At 69.2% G+C, this 21,991-nt stretch carries 22 protein-coding genes, 1 tRNA gene and 1 pseudogene; 10 read left to right on the top strand and 14 right to left on the bottom strand.

Features of this window, described 5'->3' with window-relative positions; translation table 11 throughout:
* Positions 1-7: 7 nt before the first annotated feature.
* On the bottom strand, positions 8-1,369 hold the full coding sequence (locus ABD108_RS12490) for a neutral zinc metallopeptidase (RefSeq protein WP_220659394.1): 1,362 nt from the start codon (positions 1,367-1,369) through the stop codon (positions 8-10).
* 46 nt (positions 1,370-1,415) lie between these two features.
* Between ABD108_RS12490 and ABD108_RS12485 the strand changes: the two genes are divergently transcribed.
* Both ABD108_RS12485 and ABD108_RS12480 read left to right on the top strand, forming a co-directional pair.
* On the top strand, positions 1,416-3,053 hold the full coding sequence (locus ABD108_RS12485; RefSeq protein ID WP_343930459.1) for a DUF2207 family protein: 1,638 nt from the start codon (positions 1,416-1,418) through the stop codon (positions 3,051-3,053).
* 145 nt (positions 3,054-3,198) lie between these two features.
* Complete coding sequence (locus ABD108_RS12480; RefSeq protein WP_343930458.1) at positions 3,199-4,818, top strand: ABC-F family ATP-binding cassette domain-containing protein; 1,620 nt, start codon at positions 3,199-3,201, stop codon at positions 4,816-4,818.
* A 57-nt stretch (positions 4,819-4,875) separates the two neighbouring features.
* On the opposite strand, the gene clpX is transcribed toward ABD108_RS12480, so the two are convergent.
* From clpX to tig, 4 genes are all read right to left on the bottom strand, one after another.
* Positions 4,876-6,153 (bottom strand): ATP-dependent Clp protease ATP-binding subunit ClpX, encoded by a 1,278-nt coding sequence (clpX, locus tag ABD108_RS12475; RefSeq protein ID WP_220659397.1) that lies wholly within the window; start codon positions 6,151-6,153, stop codon positions 4,876-4,878.
* A gap of 184 nt (positions 6,154-6,337) precedes the next feature.
* Positions 6,338-6,991, bottom strand: coding sequence for an ATP-dependent Clp protease proteolytic subunit (locus tag ABD108_RS12470; protein WP_374758749.1), 654 nt, complete (start codon positions 6,989-6,991; stop codon positions 6,338-6,340).
* A gap of 34 nt (positions 6,992-7,025) precedes the next feature.
* Positions 7,026-7,619 carry an ATP-dependent Clp protease proteolytic subunit gene (locus ABD108_RS12465; protein ID WP_220659399.1) on the bottom strand — a complete coding sequence of 198 codons (594 nt, stop codon included), beginning with the start codon at positions 7,617-7,619 and terminating at the stop codon, positions 7,026-7,028.
* 138 nt (positions 7,620-7,757) lie between these two features.
* The gene (gene tig / locus ABD108_RS12460) at positions 7,758-9,143 is read right to left on the bottom strand and encodes a trigger factor (RefSeq protein ID WP_220659400.1); all 1,386 of its coding nucleotides are present in this window, start codon (positions 9,141-9,143) and stop codon (positions 7,758-7,760) included.
* A 171-nt stretch (positions 9,144-9,314) separates the two neighbouring features.
* Here tig and ABD108_RS12455 point away from each other — a divergent pair, with 171 nt between their 5' ends.
* The 3 genes from ABD108_RS12455 to ABD108_RS12445 all read left to right on the top strand — a co-directional run bounded on the left by ABD108_RS12455 (position 9,315) and on the right by ABD108_RS12445 (position 11,074).
* Positions 9,315-9,698, top strand: a complete 384-nt coding sequence (locus ABD108_RS12455) for a DUF1304 domain-containing protein (protein WP_343930457.1) — start codon at positions 9,315-9,317, stop codon at positions 9,696-9,698.
* Between the two features lie 9 nt (positions 9,699-9,707).
* Positions 9,708-10,226, top strand: a complete 519-nt coding sequence (gene speG / locus ABD108_RS12450; protein ID WP_220659402.1) for a spermidine N1-acetyltransferase — start codon at positions 9,708-9,710, stop codon at positions 10,224-10,226.
* 107 nt (positions 10,227-10,333) lie between these two features.
* Positions 10,334-11,074, top strand: a complete 741-nt coding sequence (locus tag ABD108_RS12445) for a YoaK family protein (RefSeq protein ID WP_343930456.1) — start codon at positions 10,334-10,336, stop codon at positions 11,072-11,074.
* Here ABD108_RS12445 and ABD108_RS12440 read toward each other — a convergent pair.
* On the bottom strand, positions 11,034-11,282 hold the full coding sequence (locus ABD108_RS12440) for a hypothetical protein (RefSeq protein ID WP_343930455.1): 249 nt from the start codon (positions 11,280-11,282) through the stop codon (positions 11,034-11,036). The two genes, ABD108_RS12445 and ABD108_RS12440, sit on opposite strands and share 41 nt — an antisense overlap.
* Before the next feature lie 80 nt (positions 11,283-11,362).
* Between ABD108_RS12440 and ABD108_RS12435 the strand changes: the two genes are divergently transcribed.
* Together ABD108_RS12435 and ABD108_RS22135 are read left to right on the top strand one after the other, a co-directional pair.
* Complete coding sequence (locus ABD108_RS12435; RefSeq protein ID WP_343930454.1) at positions 11,363-12,706, top strand: MFS transporter; 1,344 nt, start codon at positions 11,363-11,365, stop codon at positions 12,704-12,706.
* Positions 12,707-12,939: 233 nt separating this feature from the next.
* Positions 12,940-13,140: pseudogene (locus tag ABD108_RS22135) on the top strand (hypothetical protein); the annotation flags it as partial.
* 8 nt (positions 13,141-13,148) lie between these two features.
* Here ABD108_RS22135 and ABD108_RS12430 read toward each other — a convergent pair.
* From ABD108_RS12430 to ABD108_RS12420, 3 genes are all read right to left on the bottom strand, one after another.
* The gene (locus ABD108_RS12430; RefSeq protein WP_255585852.1) at positions 13,149-13,316 is read right to left on the bottom strand and encodes a hypothetical protein; all 168 of its coding nucleotides are present in this window, start codon (positions 13,314-13,316) and stop codon (positions 13,149-13,151) included.
* Between the two features lie 43 nt (positions 13,317-13,359).
* Positions 13,360-13,436: transfer RNA gene (locus ABD108_RS12425), tRNA-Pro, on the bottom strand.
* 20 nt (positions 13,437-13,456) lie between these two features.
* Positions 13,457-14,656 carry a benzoate/H(+) symporter BenE family transporter gene (locus tag ABD108_RS12420; protein WP_343930453.1) on the bottom strand — a complete coding sequence of 400 codons (1,200 nt, stop codon included), beginning with the start codon at positions 14,654-14,656 and terminating at the stop codon, positions 13,457-13,459.
* Between the two features lie 22 nt (positions 14,657-14,678).
* Between ABD108_RS12420 and ABD108_RS12415 the strand changes: the two genes are divergently transcribed.
* Positions 14,679-15,194 carry a helix-turn-helix domain-containing protein gene (locus ABD108_RS12415; protein ID WP_343930452.1) on the top strand — a complete coding sequence of 172 codons (516 nt, stop codon included), beginning with the start codon at positions 14,679-14,681 and terminating at the stop codon, positions 15,192-15,194.
* Here ABD108_RS12415 and ABD108_RS12410 read toward each other — a convergent pair.
* Genes ABD108_RS12410 through ABD108_RS12395 form a run of 4 tightly spaced genes read right to left on the bottom strand, consistent with a single transcriptional unit; the run spans position 15,191 to position 18,511 of the window.
* Complete coding sequence (locus tag ABD108_RS12410) at positions 15,191-15,718, bottom strand: hypothetical protein (RefSeq protein WP_343930451.1); 528 nt, start codon at positions 15,716-15,718, stop codon at positions 15,191-15,193. The genes ABD108_RS12415 and ABD108_RS12410 overlap by 4 nt on opposite strands.
* A 56-nt stretch (positions 15,719-15,774) precedes the next feature.
* Positions 15,775-16,551 carry an ABC transporter ATP-binding protein gene (locus ABD108_RS12405; protein ID WP_343930450.1) on the bottom strand — a complete coding sequence of 259 codons (777 nt, stop codon included), beginning with the start codon at positions 16,549-16,551 and terminating at the stop codon, positions 15,775-15,777.
* Positions 16,548-17,591, bottom strand: a complete 1,044-nt coding sequence (locus tag ABD108_RS12400) for a FecCD family ABC transporter permease (RefSeq protein WP_343930449.1) — start codon at positions 17,589-17,591, stop codon at positions 16,548-16,550. Before ABD108_RS12400 ends, ABD108_RS12405 begins: the two co-directional genes overlap by 4 nt.
* Positions 17,588-18,511 (bottom strand): ABC transporter substrate-binding protein, encoded by a 924-nt coding sequence (locus tag ABD108_RS12395; RefSeq protein WP_343930448.1) that lies wholly within the window; start codon positions 18,509-18,511, stop codon positions 17,588-17,590. The genes ABD108_RS12400 and ABD108_RS12395 overlap by 4 nt, the downstream gene beginning before the upstream one ends.
* Before the next feature lie 55 nt (positions 18,512-18,566).
* Here ABD108_RS12395 and ABD108_RS12390 point away from each other — a divergent pair, with 55 nt between their 5' ends.
* Together ABD108_RS12390 and ABD108_RS12385 are read left to right on the top strand one after the other, a co-directional pair.
* Positions 18,567-19,205: a Type 1 glutamine amidotransferase-like domain-containing protein gene (locus tag ABD108_RS12390; protein WP_343930447.1), complete on the top strand. Its 639-nt coding sequence runs from the start codon at positions 18,567-18,569 to the stop codon at positions 19,203-19,205.
* Positions 19,206-19,255: 50 nt separating this feature from the next.
* The gene (locus ABD108_RS12385; RefSeq protein WP_343930446.1) at positions 19,256-20,005 is read left to right on the top strand and encodes an isocitrate lyase/PEP mutase family protein; all 750 of its coding nucleotides are present in this window, start codon (positions 19,256-19,258) and stop codon (positions 20,003-20,005) included.
* Here ABD108_RS12385 and ABD108_RS12380 read toward each other — a convergent pair.
* Positions 19,989-21,935, bottom strand: a complete 1,947-nt coding sequence (locus ABD108_RS12380) for a S9 family peptidase (protein WP_343930445.1) — start codon at positions 21,933-21,935, stop codon at positions 19,989-19,991. The genes ABD108_RS12385 and ABD108_RS12380 overlap by 17 nt on opposite strands.
* Between the last annotated feature and the right edge of the window lie 56 nt (positions 21,936-21,991).

Below are 21,991 nucleotides of genomic sequence, written 5' to 3'. Positions count from 1 at the left end.
CTTTTGCTCAGGCCACGTCGTTCGATGTCGCCGACCACGTGTTGCAGCGGGCCAGCCGGTTCGACTGGTAGCCGGTGTCCCACCAGCCCTGCGAGTGCGCCAGGGTGCCGTGCGTCCGATTGGGGTCGCCGGGGCGGTCGCCGCGCTCCTGATCCTCGTACGCCGTGCGGTAGTCGGCGCGGGTGAACTGTCCGCCGGTGTCGCTCACGGATTTGACGAAGAGCCCGCTGAAACACTGCGCCTGCAGCTCCAGCCGCCGCGAGGATTCGAGCCCGAGGGCCGAGGTGCGGCCGTTCTGTCGTTCGATGCGGGTCTGCGCGGTGATGATCCCGCTGACCCGCTGCACGTGGTGGCCGTACTCGTGGGCGTAGACCGCGAGGTAGATCACGGGCTTGTTGCCGTAGCGGTCCACCTGCAGCCCCTTCGGCGGCATGTAGAGCGTCTCGTTGCTCGGGCAGTAGAACGCCGCGACGTTCTCGGTGGCGAGGTTCGTCATGCCGCACGGCGAGCTGATCAGCTGGCCGGTGGGCACGAGCACGGTGGGAGCGCGGTAGGTGAGGTTCGCCGCGCGCATGGCCGCACCCCAGGCACGGTCGAGGCACGGGGAGATGCTGTCGAAGAATCGCTGACCGGCGGTGCTGTCGGAGGGCCATCCGACGGCGTTGCAGGGCTGCGTGATCAGTCCGGTGCTCGGGTTCGCGTAGAGCGGGTTGCCCTGCAGGGCCGCGGTTCCCGTCGGCGTGGTGCCGATGCCACCGCTGCTGGTGGTGGCCGCCGAGGTGGTGGTGGTGCCGAGCGTGGTCGTGGTCGTTTCCACAGTGGACGTGCCCGGGTACGTGGTTCCCCCGGCATCGGTCCCGGTGCGGCCGTTGAGGAACAGGACGCTGCCCGCCAGGACCAGAGCGATCAATACGACGATCGCGATGAGCAGCATGATCAGCCACGTGTTGTCGGCCTTCGCCGGCGGCCGCGGCGCCCATGCCGCCTGCTGCCACGCGGGCTGCTGCCAGTTGGCCTGCGGATATCCGGAGCGGACGGGCTGCCTCGGCCCCGCGGGCATCCGGTACGGCGCGGCGGCGGGCATCGACCACTGCTGGTGGGGCACGGCGCGCGGCGGGGCCGCGGGGACGGTGCGGCGCGGGGCCGGGACCGGGCGGTACTGCGGCGCGACGGGGCGCTGCTGCTGCGGCGGGACCCAGGCGGGTGGCGGCGGGGTCGTCGGCCTGGGACGCGCGGCGACGCGGTACTGGCCGGTGGCTCCGCGGACCGGCGCGGGACGGGGCGCGCGCGGCGGGGGCGGCACCGGGGCGTACGGGCGCCGCTGGCCCTGTCCACCCCGGCCGCCGCTCGGATCCTGCGGATATCCCACTGCTCTCCCCCTCGGTCACCCCGGATGTCGGTTACTGTACCCAGACATGTGGGAGGGCAGGCGAAACCAGGGTGGAACCGATCGACGCCGGTGGCGCGGCGGCTGGGCGGCGGCGACGGCGGTGATCGGCCTCGTCTTCGCGACGGCCGCGGCGGGTCCGGCGGCCGCGGAGCCGAGCGGTGTCACGGTCGACACCGTGCTGGAGCTGAAGGACGACGGTTCGCTCGCGGTCAGCACCGTGATCACCGCGCCGCAGGGCAAGCCGGTCTCGCAGCGACTCCCCCTCGACGTGCCGGTGGAGAACAACCGCACGCAGCACTTCTCGGTGACCGACGCCAAGGCCGAGAACGGCACGGCCACGGTGGCCGACGGCGCCTTGCAGGTCTCGGCACCCGGCGGCAGCACCACAGTGACGTTCACCGTGCGCGGCACGGTGGCCGACGGTCCCGATCTGCAGCAGTTCACCTGGCCGATCGCGGCGGGCTACACCGCCGATTTGGACAAGCTGACGATGCGGTTCGCCTCCCCTACCGATACCCCGGATTCGCCGCTGTGCGGCATCGGGCAGGTCGGCGAGCGCCGCATGTGCACGCTCACCGAGACGAACGCGTCGGGCATCGTGACGGCGCAGCAGAACGGCTTGCCGCGCGGCAAGGTCGCGGTGTTCACCACGCTGCTGCCCGCGGGCACCGTCAAGGCCGATGCGCGGTTCTCGGCGACTTCCGCGGCGGCACCGGAGCGCAGCACAGGCGGGCTGATCGCGATCTCGGTGGCCACGGTGCTGGCGATCGCCCTCGGCGGGTACGCCTACCTGCGGCGCCGGTCCGACGATGCCGCCGCAGATTCCGCGGGGGCCACGGCCGATCTGCTGGTGCCGGGCGGCAACGGCGTGGCTTTCGCCTCGCCCGACGGGGTCCTGCCGGGCCAGATCGGCACGTTGCTCGACGGTCGGCTGCGTCCCACGGACGTCGGTTCGACGGTGCTCGATCTCGCTGTCCGCGGATACCTGTGGCTGGCGGCGTTGCCCGGCGGCGACTTCCAGATCTCGCGGCGGGTCCCGCTCGACGGTGCGGTGACGGCCGCCGAACGGGCGGTGGTCGACGCCCTCCTGCCCGACGGTACCGAGACCATCACGGTCTCCGAGCTGTCCGGGGGCGCGCGTCCGCTCGACCTGACCGCCGTGAGCACGCAGACCCGCGACGGCGTCGTGACCCGGGGCTGGCTCCGTTCGAAGGGCCGCGCCGGGCTGGCGGCGCCGGCCTTCGCGATCGCCGGGGTCGGCGCCATCGCCGCCCTCGTCTGCGCCTTCGTGAACACCGGCCTGCTGTACGCGGTCGCGGTGCTCATCCTGGGGCTCGGCCTCGTGGTGGCCGCATTGCTGTGGCCGGCGCGCACCGTCGCCGGTAGCCGCCTGGCGGCGGGGGTCGGTGGTATGCGGCAGTACCTGGTCTCGACCAATGTGAGCGCCCTGCCCACGGAGCAGCGCTCGGTCCTCTTCGAGCGGGCCATCCCCTACACGCACGCTTTCGGCGATCTGCGTGGCTGGCTCGCCACCTGGGGCGGCAGCACCACCGCTCCCCTGGACTGGTACCGCTCCACCCAGGGGCCCGTGGCCGGTCTCGCCACCCTCGCCGCGATCCTCGACGGCGCCGCCGCTCAGTCCCAGGCCTCTAGCCGCGACTGACCCGGCGCGCACCGTCGCCTCCCTGACTTAACGTTGTTAGCCCACAGATTCTTCTCGTGATTCGTCTGGGCTAACGCTGTTAAGTCAGAGTGGGCCGTGGAAAAGCGGTGGCGGTCGGCGGGGCACGCACAGCACGATGGGACATATGGGACATCTCGAGGCGACGCACGTGGAGTACTACCTGCCGGACGGGCGGGCGCTGCTCGGCGACGTCTCGTTCCGGGTGGGCGACGGTGCCGTCGCGGCACTGGTGGGCCGCAACGGTGCGGGCAAGACGACACTGCTCCGGCTGCTCGCGGGCGACCTGGAGCCGCACGGCGGGACGGTGACCTCCAGTGGCGGCGTGGGTGTGATGCCGCAGTTCATCGGGTCGGTCCGCGACGACCGGACGGTGCGCGACCTGCTGGTCTCCGTCTCCCCCGCCCGGCTGCAGGCCGCAGCGGCCGAGCTCGACGCCACGGAGCTGGCGCTCATGGACGACGACGGCGATGCGGCGCAGCTGCGGTACGCGAACGCCTTGGCCGAATGGGGCGATGCGGGAGGCTATCTCGCGGAGACGATGTGGGACGCGTGCACGATGGCGGCCCTGGGCGTTCCGTACGACCGGGCGCAGTGGCGCGGCCTGACCACGCTGTCGGGCGGCGAGCAGAAACGGCTGGCGCTGGAGGCTCTGCTGCGCGGCGAGGCGGAGGTGCTGCTGCTCGACGAGCCGGACAACTACCTCGACGTCCCGGGCAAGGAGTGGTTGGAGGAGCAGCTGCGGCAGACCCCGAAGACGGTGCTGTTCGTGAGCCACGACCGGGAACTGTTGTCGCGGGCCGCCACTCGGATCGTGGCCGTCGATCCCGCGCCCGGCGGGGCCGACGCCTGGGTGCACGGCGGCGGCTTCGCCACGTTCCCCGCGGCACGCGCGGAGCGGTTCGCGCGGTTCGACGAGCTGCGGCGCCGCTGGGACGAACGGCACCAGCAGCTCAAGAAGCTGGTGCTCACGTTGCGCGAGCAGGCGAAGTTCAACGACGGCATGGCATCTCGCTATTCGGCGGCGCAGACGCGGCTGCGCAAGTTCGAAGAGGCCGGGCCCCCGCCGGAGCCGCCGCGGCAGCAACAGATCGCGATGCGACTGCGCGGCGGCCGCACCGGCGTGCGGGCGGTCACGGCGAAGCAGTTGGAGCTGACCGGCCTGATGAAGCCCTTCGATCTGGAGGTCTTCTACGGGGAGCGGGTGGCGGTGCTGGGGTCGAACGGCTCCGGGAAATCGCACTTCCTGCGGCTGCTCGCCGGTGAGGACGTGACCCACACAGGCGCGGCCACGCTGGGCGCGCGGGTGGTGCCGGGGCATTTCGCGCAGACCCACGCGCATCCGGAGCTGCAGGGCCGCACACTGGTGCAGATCCTGCGCGAGGAGCACGCCGCGGATCTGGGACGGTCGATGCCTGCGCTGCGCCGGTACGAGCTGCACGGGCAGGCCGAGCAGCGGTTCGAGAGCCTCTCGGGCGGGCAGCAGGCGCGGTTCCAGGTGTTGCTGCTGGAGTTCGCCGGGAGCACCGCGCTGCTGTTGGACGAGCCGACCGACAACCTGGACCTGGAGAGCGCGGAGGCACTGCAGGACGCGCTGGAGGCCTACGAGGGCACGGTGCTCGCGGTGACCCACGACCGTTGGTTCGCGCGATCCTTCGATCGGTTCCTGGTGTTCGGGTCCGACGGCACGGTCCGCGAGGCCGACGAGCCCGTCTGGCACGAGAAGCGGGTACAGCGAACCCGCTGACCGCGGACGACGAAGCCCCGGACCACTGCGGTCCGGGGCTTCGTCGGTATCTGCGTGTTACGCGCTCTTCTCGCGGCGCTCGTCGCGAGAACGCTTGCGCGGCACGATGGTCGGGAGCACGTTATCGCGCACCGTCTCGCCCGTGACGACGACCTTGGCCACGTCGTCACGCGACGGGATGTCGAACATGACGGGGTTGAGGACCTCTTCCATGATGGCGCGCAGGCCACGGGCACCGGTGCCGCGCAGGATCGCCTGGTCGGCGATGGCGCCGAGCGCGTCCTCGTCGAACTCGAGTTCCACGCCGTCCATGTCGAACAGCCGCTGGTACTGCTTGACCAGGGCGTTCTTGGGCTCGGAGAGGATCGAGACCAGCGACTCCTTATCGAGATTGCTCACGGAGGCGATCACGGGGAGGCGGCCGATGAACTCGGGGATCAGGCCGAACTTGATGAGGTCCTCGGGGAGCACGTCGGCGAAGTGATCGACGGTGTCGACCTCGCTCTTGGAGCGGACCTCGTTGCCGAATCCCAGACCGCGCTTGCCGATCCGCTCGCCCACGACCTTCTCCAGCCCGGCGAAGGCGCCGGCCACGATGAACAGCACGTTCGTCGTGTCGATCTGGATGAACTCCTGATGCGGGTGCTTGCGGCCGCCCTGCGGGGGCACCGAGGCCTGCGTGCCCTCGAGGATCTTCAGCAGGGCCTGCTGCACGCCCTCGCCGGACACGTCGCGCGTGATCGACGGGTTCTCGCTCTTGCGGGCGATCTTGTCGACCTCGTCGATGTAGATGATCCCGGTCTCGGCGCGCTTGACGTCGTAGTCGGCGGCCTGGATGAGCTTGAGCAGGATGTTCTCGACGTCCTCGCCCACGTAGCCGGCCTCGGTGAGGGCGGTGGCGTCGGCGATGGCGAAGGGCACGTTGAGCATCTTCGCCAGGGTCTGCGCGAGGTAGGTCTTGCCACAACCGGTGGGACCGAGCATGAGGATGTTGGACTTCGCCAGCTCGACACCCTCACCGCGGGCGTCCTTGCGCTCGCCGGCCTGGATCCGCTTGTAGTGGTTGTAGACGGCCACGGCGAGGTTCCGCTTCGCGGAGTCCTGGCCGATGACGTAGTTGTCCAGGAAGTCGCGGATCTCGACGGGCTTGGGGAGCTCGTCCAGCTTCACATCGCTGGACTCGGCGAGCTCCTCCTCGATGATCTCGTTGCAGAGATCGATGCACTCGTCGCAGATGTACACGCCGGGGCCGGCGATCAGCTTCTTGACCTGCTTCTGGCTCTTCCCGCAGAAGGAGCACTTGAGCAGGTCCGCGCCGTCCCCGATCCGTGCCATTGCTGTCCTACTTCCCTAGCTGGTCCGCGTGTTCACCGAGTTCGCGGTGCGTGACGCTTGTTTACGACGGTACCCGTGAACCGCAGTCCCGGCGACCGATATGAATAGCTTGCTGCAGCCGTCGCCGGGGGCCGCGGAACGATGCTCCTGCGGCGTGTCGCGGCCCCCGGCGCGGCGTGCGGATCTACTTGGCCGAGGCCTTGCGGTACGGGAACACGGTGTCGATGATCCCGTACTCCTTGGCCTGGTCGGCGGTGAGGATGTTGTCGCGATCGGTGTCCTTGCGGATCTGATCGACGGTCTGACCGGTGTGGTTGGCCAGGATCTCGTCGAGGCGATTGCGGACGCGCTCCATCTCGGCGGCCTGGATCTCCAGATCGGAGACCTGGCCCCGAGCCGACCCACCGGTGCGGGGCTGGTGGATGAGCACCGTCGAGTTGGGCAGCGCGGCGCGCTTGCCCGGGGTGCCACCGGCCAGCAGGATCGCCGCGGCGGAGGCGGCGGTGCCGAGCACCACGGTGGCCACGTCGCAGTGCACGTACTGCATGGTGTCGTAGATGCCGAGGGCGTCGTAGACGCTGCCGCCGGGCGAGTTGATGTAGATGGTGATGTCGCGGTCCGGGTCCTGCGACTCGAGCACCAGCAGCTGCGCCATCACATCGTTCGCCGAGACCTCGTCGACCTGGGTCTTGAGGAAGATGATGCGCTCGTCGAAGAGCTTGGCGTACGGGTTGGTGACCCGCTCGTTGCCGTTGGGGGCGCGCTCGATGAACTGCGGGACGTCGTACCGCTGCTGCGGCAGCGACAGGCCCAGCGGCGGCAGGGGCGGCGTGTTCATGGGGTAACCGTCGTTCATGGGTATGGTCCTCTCGCTACTTGACGGAGCTCGCGCGGCTGACGACGTGATCGACGAAGCCGTAATCACGGGCCTCCTCGGCGGTGAACCACTTGTCACGGTCCGCATCGGCCTCGATCTTCTCGATCGGCTGGCCGGTGAACTTCGCGTTGAGCCGGTTCATCTCGACCTTGGTGTTGCGGAACAGCTCGGCCTGGATGGCGATATCGGCTGCGGTGCCGCCGATGCCGGCGGACGGCTGGTGCATCATGATGCGCGCGTGCGGCAGGGCGTAACGCTTGCCCTTCGAACCCGCGGCGAGCAGGAACTCACCCATCGAGGCGGCCATGCCCATCGCGTAGGTCGCGACGTCGCACTCCACGAACTCCATGGTGTCGAAGATCGCCATGCCGGCCGAGATGCTGCCGCCGGGCGAGTTGATGTAGAGGTTGATGTCCTTGGTGGGATCCTCCGCGGACAGCAGCAGCATCTGCGCGCAGAGCTGGTTCGCGATGTCGTCGTTCACCTCGCTGCCGAGGAAGATGATCCGCGATTCCAGGAGGCGGCTGTACACCGAATCGTTGAGGTTCAGGCCGGCAATTCCGGACCGCATAATGGGGTTGGAGGTCATCCGCTGCTCCCTACCTTTCTTTGCTGACATCGACACTAACGAACGCACACCCTCGAACCGTCCCCCGGCACGCTCGGGTCCGCTGAGGGCAGAAACGCCCCGCAGCCGGTATCGACTGCGGGGCGTCTGATCAAGCGATTACTTCTCGTCGGCCTCGGTGGCCTCGGACTCGGCGGCGTCGGCCTCGGGAGCCTCGTCGGCGTCCTCACGATCGAACAGGGCCTTGGTGTCCACGGGGTTGCCGTCGGCGTCGACGACCTTCACCTCGAGCACCACATCGGCCAGGCCCTTGCCGCGGCGGACCTCCTGGAACAGGGCGGGCAGCTGCCCGGCCTGCTGGATCTGCTGGATGAACTCCTGCGGCTGCATGCCGTACCGCTGCGACTGGAACAGGATGTGCTCCTGCAGCTCCTGCTGATCGACCTGCACGTCCTGGGCGTCGGCGATGGCGTCGAGCAGCAGCTGCACCTTGACCTGCTTCTCGGCGGACTCCTGCGCCTGCTGCTCGAACTCCTCGCGGCTGGTGCCCTGCGCCTTGAGGGCGGTCTCGAGGAGCTCCTCGTTGTGGCCCACCTGGTGCAGCACATCGTGCACGTTGGCATCGGCCTGCTGCTTGACCACGCTCTCGGGGAGCGGGATCTCGGTGGCCTCGATCAGCTTCTCCAGCACGGCGTCGCGGATGTCCGCGGCCTGGCTCAGACGCTTGTTCTGCTCGACCCGGCCGCGCAGGTCCTCGCGCAGCTCGTCGACGGTGTCGAACTCGCTGGCCAGCTGGGCGAAGTCGTCGTCCAGCTCGGGCAGCTCGCGCTCCTTGACGGAGTCGACGGTGACGGTCACGTCGGCCTCCTGGCCGGCGAACTCACCGGCCACGAGGTTGGTCTTGAACTCCTTGGACTCGCCCGACTTCAGGCCGATGATGGCCTCGTCGAGGCCGTCGATCAGGTTGCCCGAACCGACCTCGTGGGACAGGCCGGAGGTCTTGGCGTCCTCGACGTCCTTGCCGTCGACGGTGGCCGACAGGTCGATGGTGACGAAGTCGCCGTCCTGGACGGGGCGGTCGACGCCCTTGAGGGTGCCGAAGCGGGCGCGCAGGCCCTCGATCTGCTCCTCGACGTCGGCATCGGTGACCTCGAGGCTGGGGACCTCGACCTCGATGTCGGAGTACGCCGGCAGGGTGACGTCCGGGCGGACGTCGACCTCGGCGGTGAAGGCCAGGGCCTCGCCGTACTCGAGCTTCTCGATGTCGATCTCGGGCTGGCCGAGCGCCTTGACGTCGGCCTCCACGACCGCCTGGCTGTACTTGCCGGGCAGCGCGTCGTTGATCACCTGGGAGAGCACGGCATCGCGACCCACGCGCGCCTCGATCAGCTTCGCGGGGGCCTTGCCCTTGCGGAAGCCGGGGATGTTCACCTGCTGCGCGAGGGCCTCGTAGGCGCGCTCGAAGTCGGGCTCGAGCTCGTCGAAGGGAACCTCGACGCTCAGGCGGACGCGAGTCGGGCTCAGCTGCTCGACGGTGCTCTTCACTCGTTCTCCTCGGGTTGGTATCGGCAGGAAGCCGCGATGATGTGCGGTTTCCTGCGGGCAGCACGAGGCCCCGTCGGGCCTACGGCACTCGGACCAGGGTACTCGACGATGCCGCGTCGTCTCAGGGCGGGCGGGGACCGCGGATCACGCACGATCGGTCATGATGATCCGATGATCGTCGTGGGACTCGTCCTCGCCGCCGTCGCGGCCCTGGTGCACTGCTTCATCTTCTACCTGGAGTCCATCGCGTGGACCTCGCCCCGCGCCCGCGCAGCGTTCGGCACCACCGAGGAGACCGCGGAGATCACCCGCCCACTCGCTCTCAATCAGGGCTTCTACAACCTGTTCCTCGCGATCGCCGTGGCTGCGGGCATCGCGGTGTTCGGCCCGGCGCGGACGGTGGGTGCCACGCTCGTCTACGCGGGTGTGGTCTCGATGGTCGCCGCCGCGGCGGTGCTGGTGATCTCGGACCGGACGAAGGCCCGTGCCGCAGCGATCCAGGGCACCGCTCCCCTGTTGGCCATCGTCGCGTTGACCGTGGGGCTCGCGGCCTAAGCTGGGAACATGACCGTCCAGCTACGCGCGATGGAGCGCACGGACCTGCGGTTCGTGCACGGGCTGTTCAACGACCGGGCGGTGATGTCGTACTGGTTCGAGGAGCCCTTCGATGCGCTGGCTGAGATGGAGGACATCTACGAGCGGCACGTGCACGACGAGCGGGAGCGCCGCTTCATCGTCGAATCCAGCGGGGTGCCGGTGGGTTTGGTGGAGCTGGTGGAGATCAATTTCATCCACCGCAAGTGTGAGTTCCAGATCATCGTGGCGCCGTCGGCCCAGGGCAAGGGATACGCGGGCGCCGCGACCCGCAAGGCACTCGACTACGCCTTCCGGATTCTGAACCTGCACAAGGTCTATCTGTTCGTGGACGTGGCCAACGAGAAGGCGGCCCATGTGTACGAGAAGTTGGGCTTCGTGGAGGAGGGACTGCTGCGCGAGGAGTTCTTCTCCAACGGCAGCTACCGCGATGCGCGGATCATGCGGTTGTTCCAGCGCGACTTCCTGGCGGCGGACCCGCCGGAGTGACCCGGGTCTCATTCACACCACGGTGTGAATCAGTCCCGTGCAGCGGGGCGCTGTGAACCTGTCGCGCAGGCCCTGCGGCGGCGGCCCCGTGTCGGTATCAACGGGACATGACAACCACGACGAAGACCCCGAAAGAATCGGTCGTCTCCCGCGAGACGGCGATCGGCGCCGATGCTCGGCTCTCGTGGCTGCTGGCCGGAGTGGCGGGCATGGTGGGCGCGGTCGCGTTCCTGCATTCCGCCGGCTACTTCGTGACCTTCATGACGGGCAACACCGAACGGGCAGTGCTGAGTTGGTTCTCCGTTTCGGACAAGGAGAAGGTGGCGGGCGCGGGAGCGCTCGCCGCGATCGCGCTCATCGTGGCCTTCGTCGCGGGGGTGGTGGTGTCGTCCTTGTGCCGCCGGTACCTCTGGCACGGCCACCCGCACGGCCCGACGGTGCTCACCACCGCCGGCCTGCTCGCCGCCTCGGGTCTGGACTTCTGGTTCGACGGCTTCGCCGAGCCCGAGGTGCGTTTCGTACCGATCCTCATCATCACGTTCTCGCTGGGCGCGCTCAACACCTCGTTCGTGAAGAACGGTGAGGTATCAGTGCCGCTGTCGTACGTGACGGGAACGCTGGTGAAGCTGGGGCAGGGCATCGAGCGGCACGCGTCGGGCAACGGCACGGTGTACGACTGGCTGGGCTACGCGCTGGTGTACGTGGGATTCCTGCTGGGCGCGGCGGTGGGCGGCGTGGTGGGATCGATCTTCACCGGCCCGCAGGTGATCCTGGTCGCCGGAATCCTGTGCGGTATCACCACTCTGGTCACGTTCTTCCATTCGGATCGCCGGGCGATCCTGGGTTGATCCACGGCTGCTGCGCGGGTCCGTGCAGCGGCGGACGGTGATTCGGGTCCCGGTTGTACGGGTACGGCGGCATCGGAGGCGGGTACTGCGCCGGCAAGTGCTTGCGCTTGCGCGACGACGACGTCACGGCGAGCACGACGACCACGACGAGAGCTGCTCCGGCCAGCAGGAGACCGGCGATGATCACGAAGGCCATCAGGACTGCCATGTGCGCATTCTGCCGCCTCCCCACGATCACGGCGAGCACAACCGGTGACAGCGATATGGAAGCCCCGTAGCTTCCGCTCGGTGAGTACCGCCACCGCCGACCTCGATCCGCTCCCCGCGCCGCCCGACCGCACGCAGTTGCGGCGGGTGATCGCGGCATCGCTGCTGGGGACCACGGTGGAGTGGTACGACTTCTTCCTCTACTCGACCGCGGCATCGCTGGTGTTCAACAAGCTGTTCTTCCCCGACACCAGCTCGTTCGTGGGCACCATGCTGAGCTTCGTCACCTTCGCCGTCGGATTCGTGATGCGTCCGATCGGTGGGCTCGTGTTCGGGCACATCGGCGATCGGATCGGCCGTCGGCAGACGCTGGCGCTCACGATGCTGCTAATGGGCGTGGCGACGGCACTCATGGGTGCGTTGCCGACCGCGGCCCAGGTCGGGGTGCTGGCGCCGATCCTGCTGCTCGTCCTGCGCATCGTGCAGGGCTTCGCCCTCGGCGGCGAGTGGGCCGGCGCGGTCCTGCTGGCGGTCGAGCACGCACCTCCCGGGAAGAAGGGGCGTTTCGGTGCCGTGCCGCAGGTGGGGCTGGCCCTGGGCTTGGGCCTGGGCACCGCCGTCTTCGCACTGCTCCAGACGGTATTCGACGATGAGCAGTTCCTCCGGTTCGGTTGGCGGATCGCGTTCGCGGTGTCGATCGTGCTGGTGGTGATCGGCGTCGTCGTGCGGTTGGCGGTCGACGAGACGCCCGCTTTCGTCGCGGCGCGGGCGTCGCTGGACACCACGCGCACTCCCCTGCGTCAGCTCCTCGGTCATCCGCAGTTGCGCCGCAACACGATCGCGGGATGTCTCGCGCGGTGGGCGGAGGGCAGCGCGTTCAATACATGGGGCGTCTTCGCCATCACGTACGCCACGGCGACGCTGGCGATGAACAAGGTGGACGTGCTGCTGGCCGTAACCGCTGCGGCGCTGGTGATGGCGGTGGTGATCCCGTTCGGCGGCGTCCTCGTGGACCGGTACGGCGCGGGGCTGATCTACGGGATCGGCGTGGCGCTCTACGGATTAGCGGTTTTCCCGGTGTTCGCGCTGTTCGGCACCGGTTCGATCGTATGGTTCACGGTGGGACTCGTGGTGGTGTTCGGGCTCGTCCACGGGGTGTTCTACTCGGCGCAGGGCACGTTCTTCGCGGGCCTGTTCCCCACCGAGGTGCGATACACGGGGCTGTCGGTGGTCTATCAGTTCTCGGGGATCTACGCCTCGGGCCTGACTCCCCTCATCCTCACCGCGCTGATCCACGGGGCCGACGGTGCGCCCTGGTCGGCCGCCGGCTATCTCGCTGCGACAGCGCTGATCTCAGTGGTCGCAACGGTGTGGATCCGCCGGCGGGCCGCACTTCCGGCGAGCCCGGCCACCACGGGTTCCTAACCCGACCTTCGCCTCCGCGTTCGGTAATCGATTCGAGATTCGATTCTCGATCTGATATGGTTTCGATAGATCTAGAGAGCGTGACTGTAAACCGCTCACTGATACAGAGGCCGGGGCGCGTTACAGGTGCCACCGGCCTCGTCCATATCCAAGACCATGTCTGAGATCGCTGGCACTCGCAGCCTGCCCCGAAATGCTAACGCAAACAACGTGTCTCGGTACCGTGTCTGTCCGTGAAGAAAATCGCACACATTGCCCGGCTCGGAATCGGTTCCGTCACCGCCCTGACGCTCACGCTCGGTCTCGCCCCGATCACACACAGTCAGGCAGCGCCGAGCCGCTGCGGCTCCAACTACTACGAGAACGCCGCCGGCAACTGCGTGCAGCGGCCGTCGGGCCCTGCGAACAGCACCGGATCCAAAGTCCGCTGTTCGGACGGCACCTACTCGTTCAGCGAGACGAACCGTGGCATGTGCTCCGCGCACGGCGGCACCGGGCGCGCTACCAACCCGTCGACCGCCAAACCGCGCGCGTCGTCGCCACGAACGACGCCGAAGAAGCCCTCGGCGAGCACGTCAGGAAGTTCGTCCGGGAAGTCCGGTTCGGCCACGAAGCGCCCCTCGAGCCGTCGGTAGACCCCGAAACGGCCGTGATGGTCGGGATGACAGGATTTGAACCTGCGACCCTTCGCTCCCAAAGCGAATGCGCTACCAAGCTGCGCCACATCCCGCGATCGCGTTCGCGACCAGCCTAGACAGTACCCTCCGGCCGCTTGACTCCCAGCAGCCAGTACACGGCGATGCCGACGACCAGGGCCCAGAAGGCCGAGCCGATACCGGCCGCCGTCGTCCCCGATGCCGCGACGACGAAGGTGACGGCGGCGGGCACTCGGGCATCCGCATCGGCCATGGCACCGGCGCAGGCGGCGGCGAAGGCGCCGACCAGTGCGACGCCGGCCACGGCCTGCACCACCCCGTCGGGCGCCGCGAGCACCGCGGCGGTCAACCCCGTGCTGAGCACGCCGAGAACGAGGTAGCCGGCACCGGCGGAGACGCCGGCGATCCAGCGACACTCCTCGTCGGGACCGGCATCGGGCCCCGCGGCCAGCGCCGCACTGATCGCGGCCAGGTTGATCGCGTGCCCGCCGAAGGGCGCGCCGAGCACCGATCCGGCGCCGGTCACCGCCAGTGCCGGCCGCCACGGCACGGTGTACCCGTAGGTCGACATCACCGCGACGCCCGGGATGTTCTGCGAGGCCATGGTCACGATGTACAGCGGGAGCGCGACCCCGGTGAGCGCCTGCAGGCTCCACGCGGGCGCGGTCCACTCCAGATGCGGCACGAGCGCAGACACCGTGGGCACGGAGGACGACCGCACCAGGGAGACTCCGATCACCGCCAGCGCCACCACGAAGGCCGCCGGAACCGCCCACTGGGGACGAACTTTCAGCAGCACCAGCCACACCACCAGCACGGGTGCCACGGCCGCGGGGTGCGCTCCGAGCGCGGACACCGGCGCGATGCACAGCGGCAGCAGCACACCCGCCAGCATCGCCTGCGCGATCGGTGCCGGAATCCGCTGCACCAGCGTGGCCAGTGCGGGCCACAGCCCCGTCAACACCAGGAACACGCCGCACACCACGAACGCTCCCACCGCGGCCGGCCATCCGCCGGCAACGGCGCCGGTGCTCACCAGGAGCGCGGCACCGGGAGTGGACCAGGCCACGGTGATCGGCATCCGGTACCGCCAGGACAGCAGCACCGTTGCCGCCCCCATCGTCACCGTGACCGCGAGCAGCCCCGACGCCGCCTGCCCCGGCGAGGCACCCACCGACCGTAATCCCGCGAGCACCACGGCGAACGCGGAGGTGAAGCCCACCAGCGCGCAGACGATGCCCGCGCCGATCGGGACCGCGGGCGACACCGTCGTTCTGACAACAGAACGTTCCATGAACAGAACGTATCATGGGACCATGCCCACCCCCGATATCGGCGGCCGACTCCGCGAGCTGCGCACCGAACGCGGCCTGAGCCTGTCGGAGCTCGCCCGTCGCGCGGGTGTCGGCAAGGGATCGCTCTCGGAGATCGAGGCCGGCGGTCGCAACCCCACGGTGGAGACGCTGTACTCGTTGTGCGGCCCGCTCGACGTTCCGCTCACCGCCCTGCTCGGCGAGGCACCCGGCTCGGACGGCACCGCGCACGGCGGCATGCGCACCGTTCTGCTCTCGGTCCGCCACCTGCCGCACATCACCGTGGAGGTGTTCCGGCTCGAATTCCCCGAGGGCTCCGACCACACCTCCCCCGGTCATGGCCCGGAGGTCCGGGAGCACCTCACGGTGGTCGACGGTATGCTCCTGGTGGGCCCGGTGGGGAAGGAAACCACAGTCCAGCATGGTGATTCACACGCCTGGACGAGCGATGGCCCGCACAGATTCGCGGCGGTCGACGGCCCCGCGGAAGCCGTCGTGGTGATCACGACACCGCGTTAGAAGGCGCGCGCCCCACCCGTACTGACGAACATGCCGTGTCCGGTTCCGTTGTTGGTGAACCGGGTTCCCTCGAACGAGGCCTCGATGGTCCAGCCGCGCGCGGTGTAGGTGGCGTACTCGAGCGTGGCGGGATTCGCGACACCGATATCACCCAGCACGTAGGTCAAGGTGCCGTCGCGGCCCACGTTCACGCCGTTCGCCCGATCACCGGATTCGGTTTTCGGCCCCGGCTTATCGAATTCGAGCTGGCAGCCGGCGCCGGTCGTGCTCACCCTGCAGCGGGCCTTGCCACTCTTGGTCTGCATGAAGGTGAAGCCGTTCCCGTTGTCGGGTATCGCGATCGGCGCCGCCTTCGCGCGACTGCTGGACGGCGCGGGGGTGGAGGTGGACGGCCGCACCGTGACCGTCTCGGTGCGCGGCGTGTTCGGACCGGGCTGTGCGTCCCCGCTCACCGTCGTCGAACATCCGGCCAGGACGGCCGTTCCCGCGGCCAGCACCGCCATCACCTTCAACCGTGCGCCCACCGACGACCTCCTCACGTTCCGACCGACTCGTACGTTCTCGACCTTCTGTGGCCAGCCTAGGTGCTCGGCCGCTCCAATCCGAGGATCGGACGCCCGTCGGGCCCCGTCGTCACGTGCACGCGAGCGCCGAAATGCTCGCCGATCAGCTCGGCGGAGAGGACCTCCGACGGGCCGCCGTACGCCGCGACGGCACCGGATGCCAACAGCACCAAGCGATCCGCGTACTGTCCGGCCAGCGTGAGGTCGTGGATGGTGGTGATCACGGTGAGACGATCGTCACGGCGCAGTGTGTCGAGCAGTTCCATCGCCTGCTGCTGGTGACCGATGTCGAGTGCGGTGGTGGGTTCGTCGAGGAGCAGGACCGGCGCCTGTTGCGCGAGCGCCCGCGCCAGCACAACCCGTTGCCGCTCGCCGCCGGACAGGCGATCCAATCGCCGGGGAGCGAAGTCGGCCAGGCCCAGCCGGTCCAGCGTCTCGCCCACGATCCGGCGGTCCGCGGCGCTCTCGCGCCCCAGGTACGAGATGTACGGCGAGCGACCCAGAAGCGCGTAGTCGAAGACCGTCATACCTGCGGGGAGGTTCGGCGACTGCGGCGCGTAGGCGACCAGTCGCGCTCGCTCGCGCGGTGCGAGCGAGCGGAGGTCGACACCGTCGATCGTGATGCTCCCGTCGCCCGGCACCAGGCCGAGGACCGCCCGCAACAGTGTCGACTTGCCGGCGCCGTTCGGACCGATCACGGCCGTCCACTCCCCCGTCGGCGCATCGAGGGAGACCTGGCGCAGTACCGGCCGGCCGTCGAGCCGCACACTCAGCGAATCGATGTGGAGGGTCATGCCTCCCCCTGTCCTCGCATGGTGCGCAGGACGAGCACGAAGAACGGGCCGCCCACGAAGGCGGTGACCACGCCCAGGGGCAGTTCACCCGGGGCGACCACCGTCCGCGCGATCACGTCCGCGACCTCCAGGAACGCGGCGCCGCCGAGGAGCGAGAGCGGGAGCACCACCCGGTACGAGGTCGATCGCGACCATCGCCGGACGATGTGCGGCACCACGATGCCCACGAATCCGATGAGCCCGCCCAGGGCCACCGCGGACGCCGTCGCCAGCGAGGCAGCAGCGAGCACCGCCAACCGGACGCGTCCGGCGGAGACGCCGAGCGCGGCGGCCTCGTCGTCGCCCACACCCAGCACATCCAGCAACCGGCCGTGCAGCAGCAGCGCGATCACCGACACCGCCGCATACGGCGCCACGGCCACGAGGTGCGGACCGTCGGCCGCCCCCACCCCGCCGAGCACCCACGAGTAGATGCGCTGCAGCTCCCGCGAATCGAGCTGCATGAGGAAGGTCTGCACGGCCCCGAGGAAGGCGGACACGGCGACGCCCGCGAGCATCAGCGTGGCCGATCCACCGCCGCCCGCGGTGTTACCCAACAGGTACGCCAGTGCCACTCCGGCGAGCGCACCGACGAACGCCGCGACGGGTACCGTCGCCGCCGGATCGCCAGGCAGCAGCGCGATCACGGCGGTGGCACCCACACCCGCCCCGGCGGCCGCGCCGAGCAGGTACGGATCGGCCAGGGGGTTGCGGAAGACGCCCTGATATCCGGCGCCGGCGATCGCGAGCAATCCGCCCACCAGCGCCGCCGCGGCGACGCGGGGCAGCCGCACCTCGATCAGCAAGTTCTTCTCCAGCTGCGTGAGGCCGGAATCGACACGCACGAAAGGGATTCGGTCGGCAAGCTCCAGCAGGACGCCCCGAAGCGGCAGATCGGCGGCGCCGACCAGCAGCCCGAGCGCGGTGGCGGCGAGCAGCACGACGAACGCCCCGAGCAGGGTGCTCGGACGCAGGCCCGAGGCGCGCGACGGTGCGCTCACCCGCCCGCCGGGACCTTCCGCGCGGCGTCGGCCACCGCGGCGCCGACGGCGCGGTAGAAGTCGGGCAGCCGCGGCCCCCAGCGTGAGGTGATGTCGGCGTCCAGGGTGAGCACCGCACCGTCCCGCACGGCGCGCAGATCGCGCCAGCCCGGTCGCTGCGCGACGGTATCGGGGCTCTGGCCGCAGCACTGGCCGTCGGCGAGGAAGACGAGGTCGGGATCGCCCTGGAGCAGCGCCTCGCGGGACAACTGCGGGTACCCGGAGCGCTGCACGTCGGCGGCATCGGCGATGTTGCGCAGGCCGAACGCGCCGTACACCTGGCCGATGAAGGTCGTGGAAGTCACGGTGAACAGCTGGGGGTCGAGTTCGTGGAAGTAGCTGAGCTGCCGGGCCGGCCGCGGCGTGGCGGCGAGGGTGGCCTCGATGGACGAGCGCATACCGGTCACGAGCCGCCGCGCCTCCATCGTCTTGCCGGTGGCATCGCCGAGGTCGAGGATCTGCTCGTAAGCGTCCTCGAGGTTCTTCGCGGCCGGCTCCACCAGCACGGGCACCTGCAGCTTCTGCAGCGCGGCGACGATGCCGTCCTGATCGCCGGAGACCACGACGAGATCGGGGTTGTACTTCGCGATCGCCTCGACATTGGGCTTGAAGCCGGACAGCTTCGTGCGCGGCGCCTCGGCCGGATAGGTCGACTGATCGTCGACGGCCACCACCTGTGCGCCCGCGCCGATCGCGAACAGCGTCTCGGTGTGGGTGGGGGCGAGCGAGACGATGCGCTGCGGATTCGCCGGAACAGCGACCGGTCCGCTCGGTGCGTCGACGGTGACCGTAGCCCGTTCGCCCTGTTGGCTCGCGCTGCCACAGCCCGCGATCAGCCCGAGCGCCAGTAGCAGCGGAACGAGCACCCTGGGACGCAACATCGCCTTCTCCTTTCGACCGCGACCACCAGTGTCGCAAACCCCGTAGTCTGCGGCGATGAACCTGTTGCTGCTGTCCCTGAACGCGGGGGCGCTCCCGGACTTCCTGCTGCGGCACACGGGACGGCCGCCCAGCGGCATCCGGATCGGCTACATCGACGATGCCACCCGGCTGGTGGCCGACGCTCCCTACAACGCCTTCGAATGGAATCAGCTGACCGACCTGGGCTTCCGGCTCACGCGGATGTCGGCGCGCAAGTACACCAACGCCCGCGATTTCGATTCCGATCTGGATTCGGTGGACGCCGTGTACCTCGCCGGCGGTCACACCTTCGCCCTGCTCGGGTCGCTGCAGAGCAATGGCACGGGCGAGGTGCTCACGCGGCGTGTCCGCGAGGGACTGCCGTACATCGGACTCAGCGCCGGCTCCGTGGTGGCGGGACCGCACCTCGAACCGGTGGTTCCCCTCGACGATCCGACCGAGGTGCCCGAGGTCACCGACTTCACCGGGCTCGGCCTCGTGGACACCGTGGTGATCCCGCACGCCGACGGTGCGCTGCCGCCGTACCCGCTGTCGCTGATCGACGAGGTGGAGCGCACCTACGGCGACCGGTACCCCCTGACCCGCCTCAACGACGATCAGGCGCTGCTGGTGGAAGACGGTGTGACGACACTCATCCCTTCGCGAATCACGTAGCGGCTGCAAAGGTCTTCCCGCGCACCGGGTACACCGGGTAGACAGTGGGTATGTCCGATCTCGCCGCGCTCGCGTCCGCACTGAAGTCACTCCACATCAACGGCGATCCGGTGGTCTTGCCCACCGTCTGGGACGCCTGGTCGGCCCGGTCCGCATCGTCGCGGTTCGCCGCGCTCACCGTGGGCAGCCACCCGCTCGCCGAGTCGATCGGCCGAGCCGACGGCGAGGGCATGACCTTCTCGGAGGCGATGTCGCGGGTCTCCGAGATCACTCGCGCCGTGCACGTCCCGGTGTCGGTCGACATCGAGTCGGGGTACGGCGAGCCGCCCGCCGTCCTGATCGACGGTCTCCTGGCCGCCGGGGCGGTGGGCCTGAACATCGAGGACACCGTGCACAAGGAGGACGATCGGCTGCGGGAGCCGCAGGAGCACGCCGACCTCGTCGCCGCCCTGCGTGCCGCTGCGGACGCCGCGGACGTCCCGGTGGTGATCAACGCCCGCACCGACGTGATCCTGCGCAAGGACGGCGATCCGGGCGACCGGGTCGATCGCGCGATCGCCCGGCTGAAGCTCTGCGCCGAGGCCGGGGCGGATTCGCTGTATCCGGTGGGCTACCACGACGATGAGGTGCAGCGCCGGCTCACGGACGAGCTGCCGCTGCCCGTGAACGCCATCGCGCATCCCGCCACGGGCGATCTGGCGCACCTCGCCTCGCTCGGCGTGGGCCGTATCAGCTTCGGTCCGCTGCTGCAGTCGGCACTCGCCGAGCGCGCGGCGGAGCTGTTCACGCGCTGGGAGTGATCCTCGCGCCCTTACCCGCACGCAGGTGACGGTCGAAGTGCTCGTCGATCAACCGGTACATGGTGAACAGGTTCTCGGGGTTGGTGAAGTGATGCCCCTCGTCCTGTGCCACGAAGTACTCGACCGGCACACCGCGCGCCCGCAGCGAATCCACGATGGCATCGGACTCCGACTGCCGTACCCGAACATCGTTGGCGCCCTGTAGCACCAGGAGCGGAGTGCGGATCTCGTCGACCTTCTCGATCGGCGAGCGGGCGCGCATATCGGCGGCCTGTTCGGGATCCTCGGGATCGCCGGCGTAGGCGATCCAGTTGTTCTGCAGGTGCGGCCGCACGAAGGGCGGCAGATCGCCGATGAAGTTCAGCAGGCTCGACACGCCCACGTAGTCGACCGCGGCGGCGAAGTAGTCGGGGGTGAATGTGACGCCCACGAGGGTGGCGTAGCCGCCGTAGGAGCCGCCGAAGATGGCGATCCGGTCGGGATCGGCGTAGCCCTGGTCGACAGCCCAGCCGGCGGCGTCGATCAGGTCGTCCTGCATCGTGCCCGCGAGCTGTTTGATGGCGGACGTGATGTGCCGGCGGCCGTACCCGGTGGAGCCGCGGAAGTTCACCTGCAACACCGCGTAGCCGCGGTTGGCCAGCAGCTGCGCCTCGTTGCTGTAGCGCCACAGGTCGTGCGCCCAGGGCCCGCCGTGCACGAGGAGTACGAGCGGCAAGCGCTGGGGTTCCACCCCGACGGGCAGGGTGAGGAAGCCGTGCAAGGGCAGGCCGTCGCGGGCGGTGAAGTGCACCGCGGTCATCGGTGCGAGATCAGCGGGGTCGAGCGACGGATGGGCACGGAACAACAGCCTGCTCTCGCCCGTGGCGTGGTCGTAGAAGTACGTGGCACCGGGGTCGCGGTCGTGCAGGAAGCTGACCACCCAGCGCTGTTCGGCATCGTCGGAGCTGACGGCGTCGATCACACCGTCGGAGAGCTTCGAGAGTTCCGCGTACACCTGCGCGAAGTGGTCGTCGACCGGCTCGATGATGGGCCGGTCGCCCACGAATCGGGCCGCGATCACCTCGCCGGTCCGGCGGCTGAGGAAGACCGACTCGGGATAGCCGAAATCCTCCGTCGCCCAGCCCATCGTGCACAGGTTCCGGCCGGGCAACGCCGCCACCACGGTCTGCTCGCCCGTACGGTCGATACGGATCAGCCGCAACTCGTCGGCATCGTCCTGAAACATGCCGATGATCAGCGCCTCGCCGTCTGCGCTCGGGAACATCGGGTAGGGCCCGATCGGGTACTCGGGACCGGTGAGGCGCAGGAGAAGACGCCGCTCCCCCGTGGCCTCGTCGATCGCGTAGAACTCGTGATCGCCGTTGTCGGCCTGGCGGGAGAAGAAGCGCTCCTCGGTCTCGCGTCCGAAGACGGTGCCCGCGGCACTGTCGGCCGGCTGCTCACGCACGAGCGTCGTCGCGCCGGTCCCGACATCGATCATGTACAGCCCGAAGACCATCGGGTCGGGGTTCATTCCGACCAGGAGGTGTCCCGGTTCGGTACGCATCATTCCCGCGCCGACCACGCGGGAACCCGGCGCCATCGGCGTGAGGTCGAGCGCCGGTTCCTCAGGGGCGTCGAGGTCGACGCGGTAGATGTGCCAGTCCTCGTTGCCGTCGGTGTCCTGGCGGTAGAGCAGCCAGCGCGGATCGTCGGTCCAGTAGTAGGTCTTGATGCCGCGGCGTTCGTCGTGCGTTACGCACACGGCGTCGTCGTGATCGTCGTCGATGCCGCGCACCCATACCTGGGTGCGGCCGTACTTCGGTGCGAGGTAGGCGATGCGGTTTCCATCCGGCGAGATCGATGCCCCGGAGAACTCCGGGTCCGCGAAGAACTCCTCCACCTCGATCCGGCGGGGTCGGCCGGTCGATGTGGGTGTCATGGCGGTCATGGCGTGTCCTTCCGTCGCGGTCACGTCCCATCGGAAACCATGCCGCAGCGGCACAG

Source organism: Tsukamurella strandjordii, assembly GCF_039525985.1.
Classification (GTDB): Bacteria; Actinomycetota; Actinomycetes; order Mycobacteriales; family Mycobacteriaceae; genus Tsukamurella; species Tsukamurella strandjordii.
This window is presented reverse-complemented; position numbering and strand designations above follow the sequence as displayed.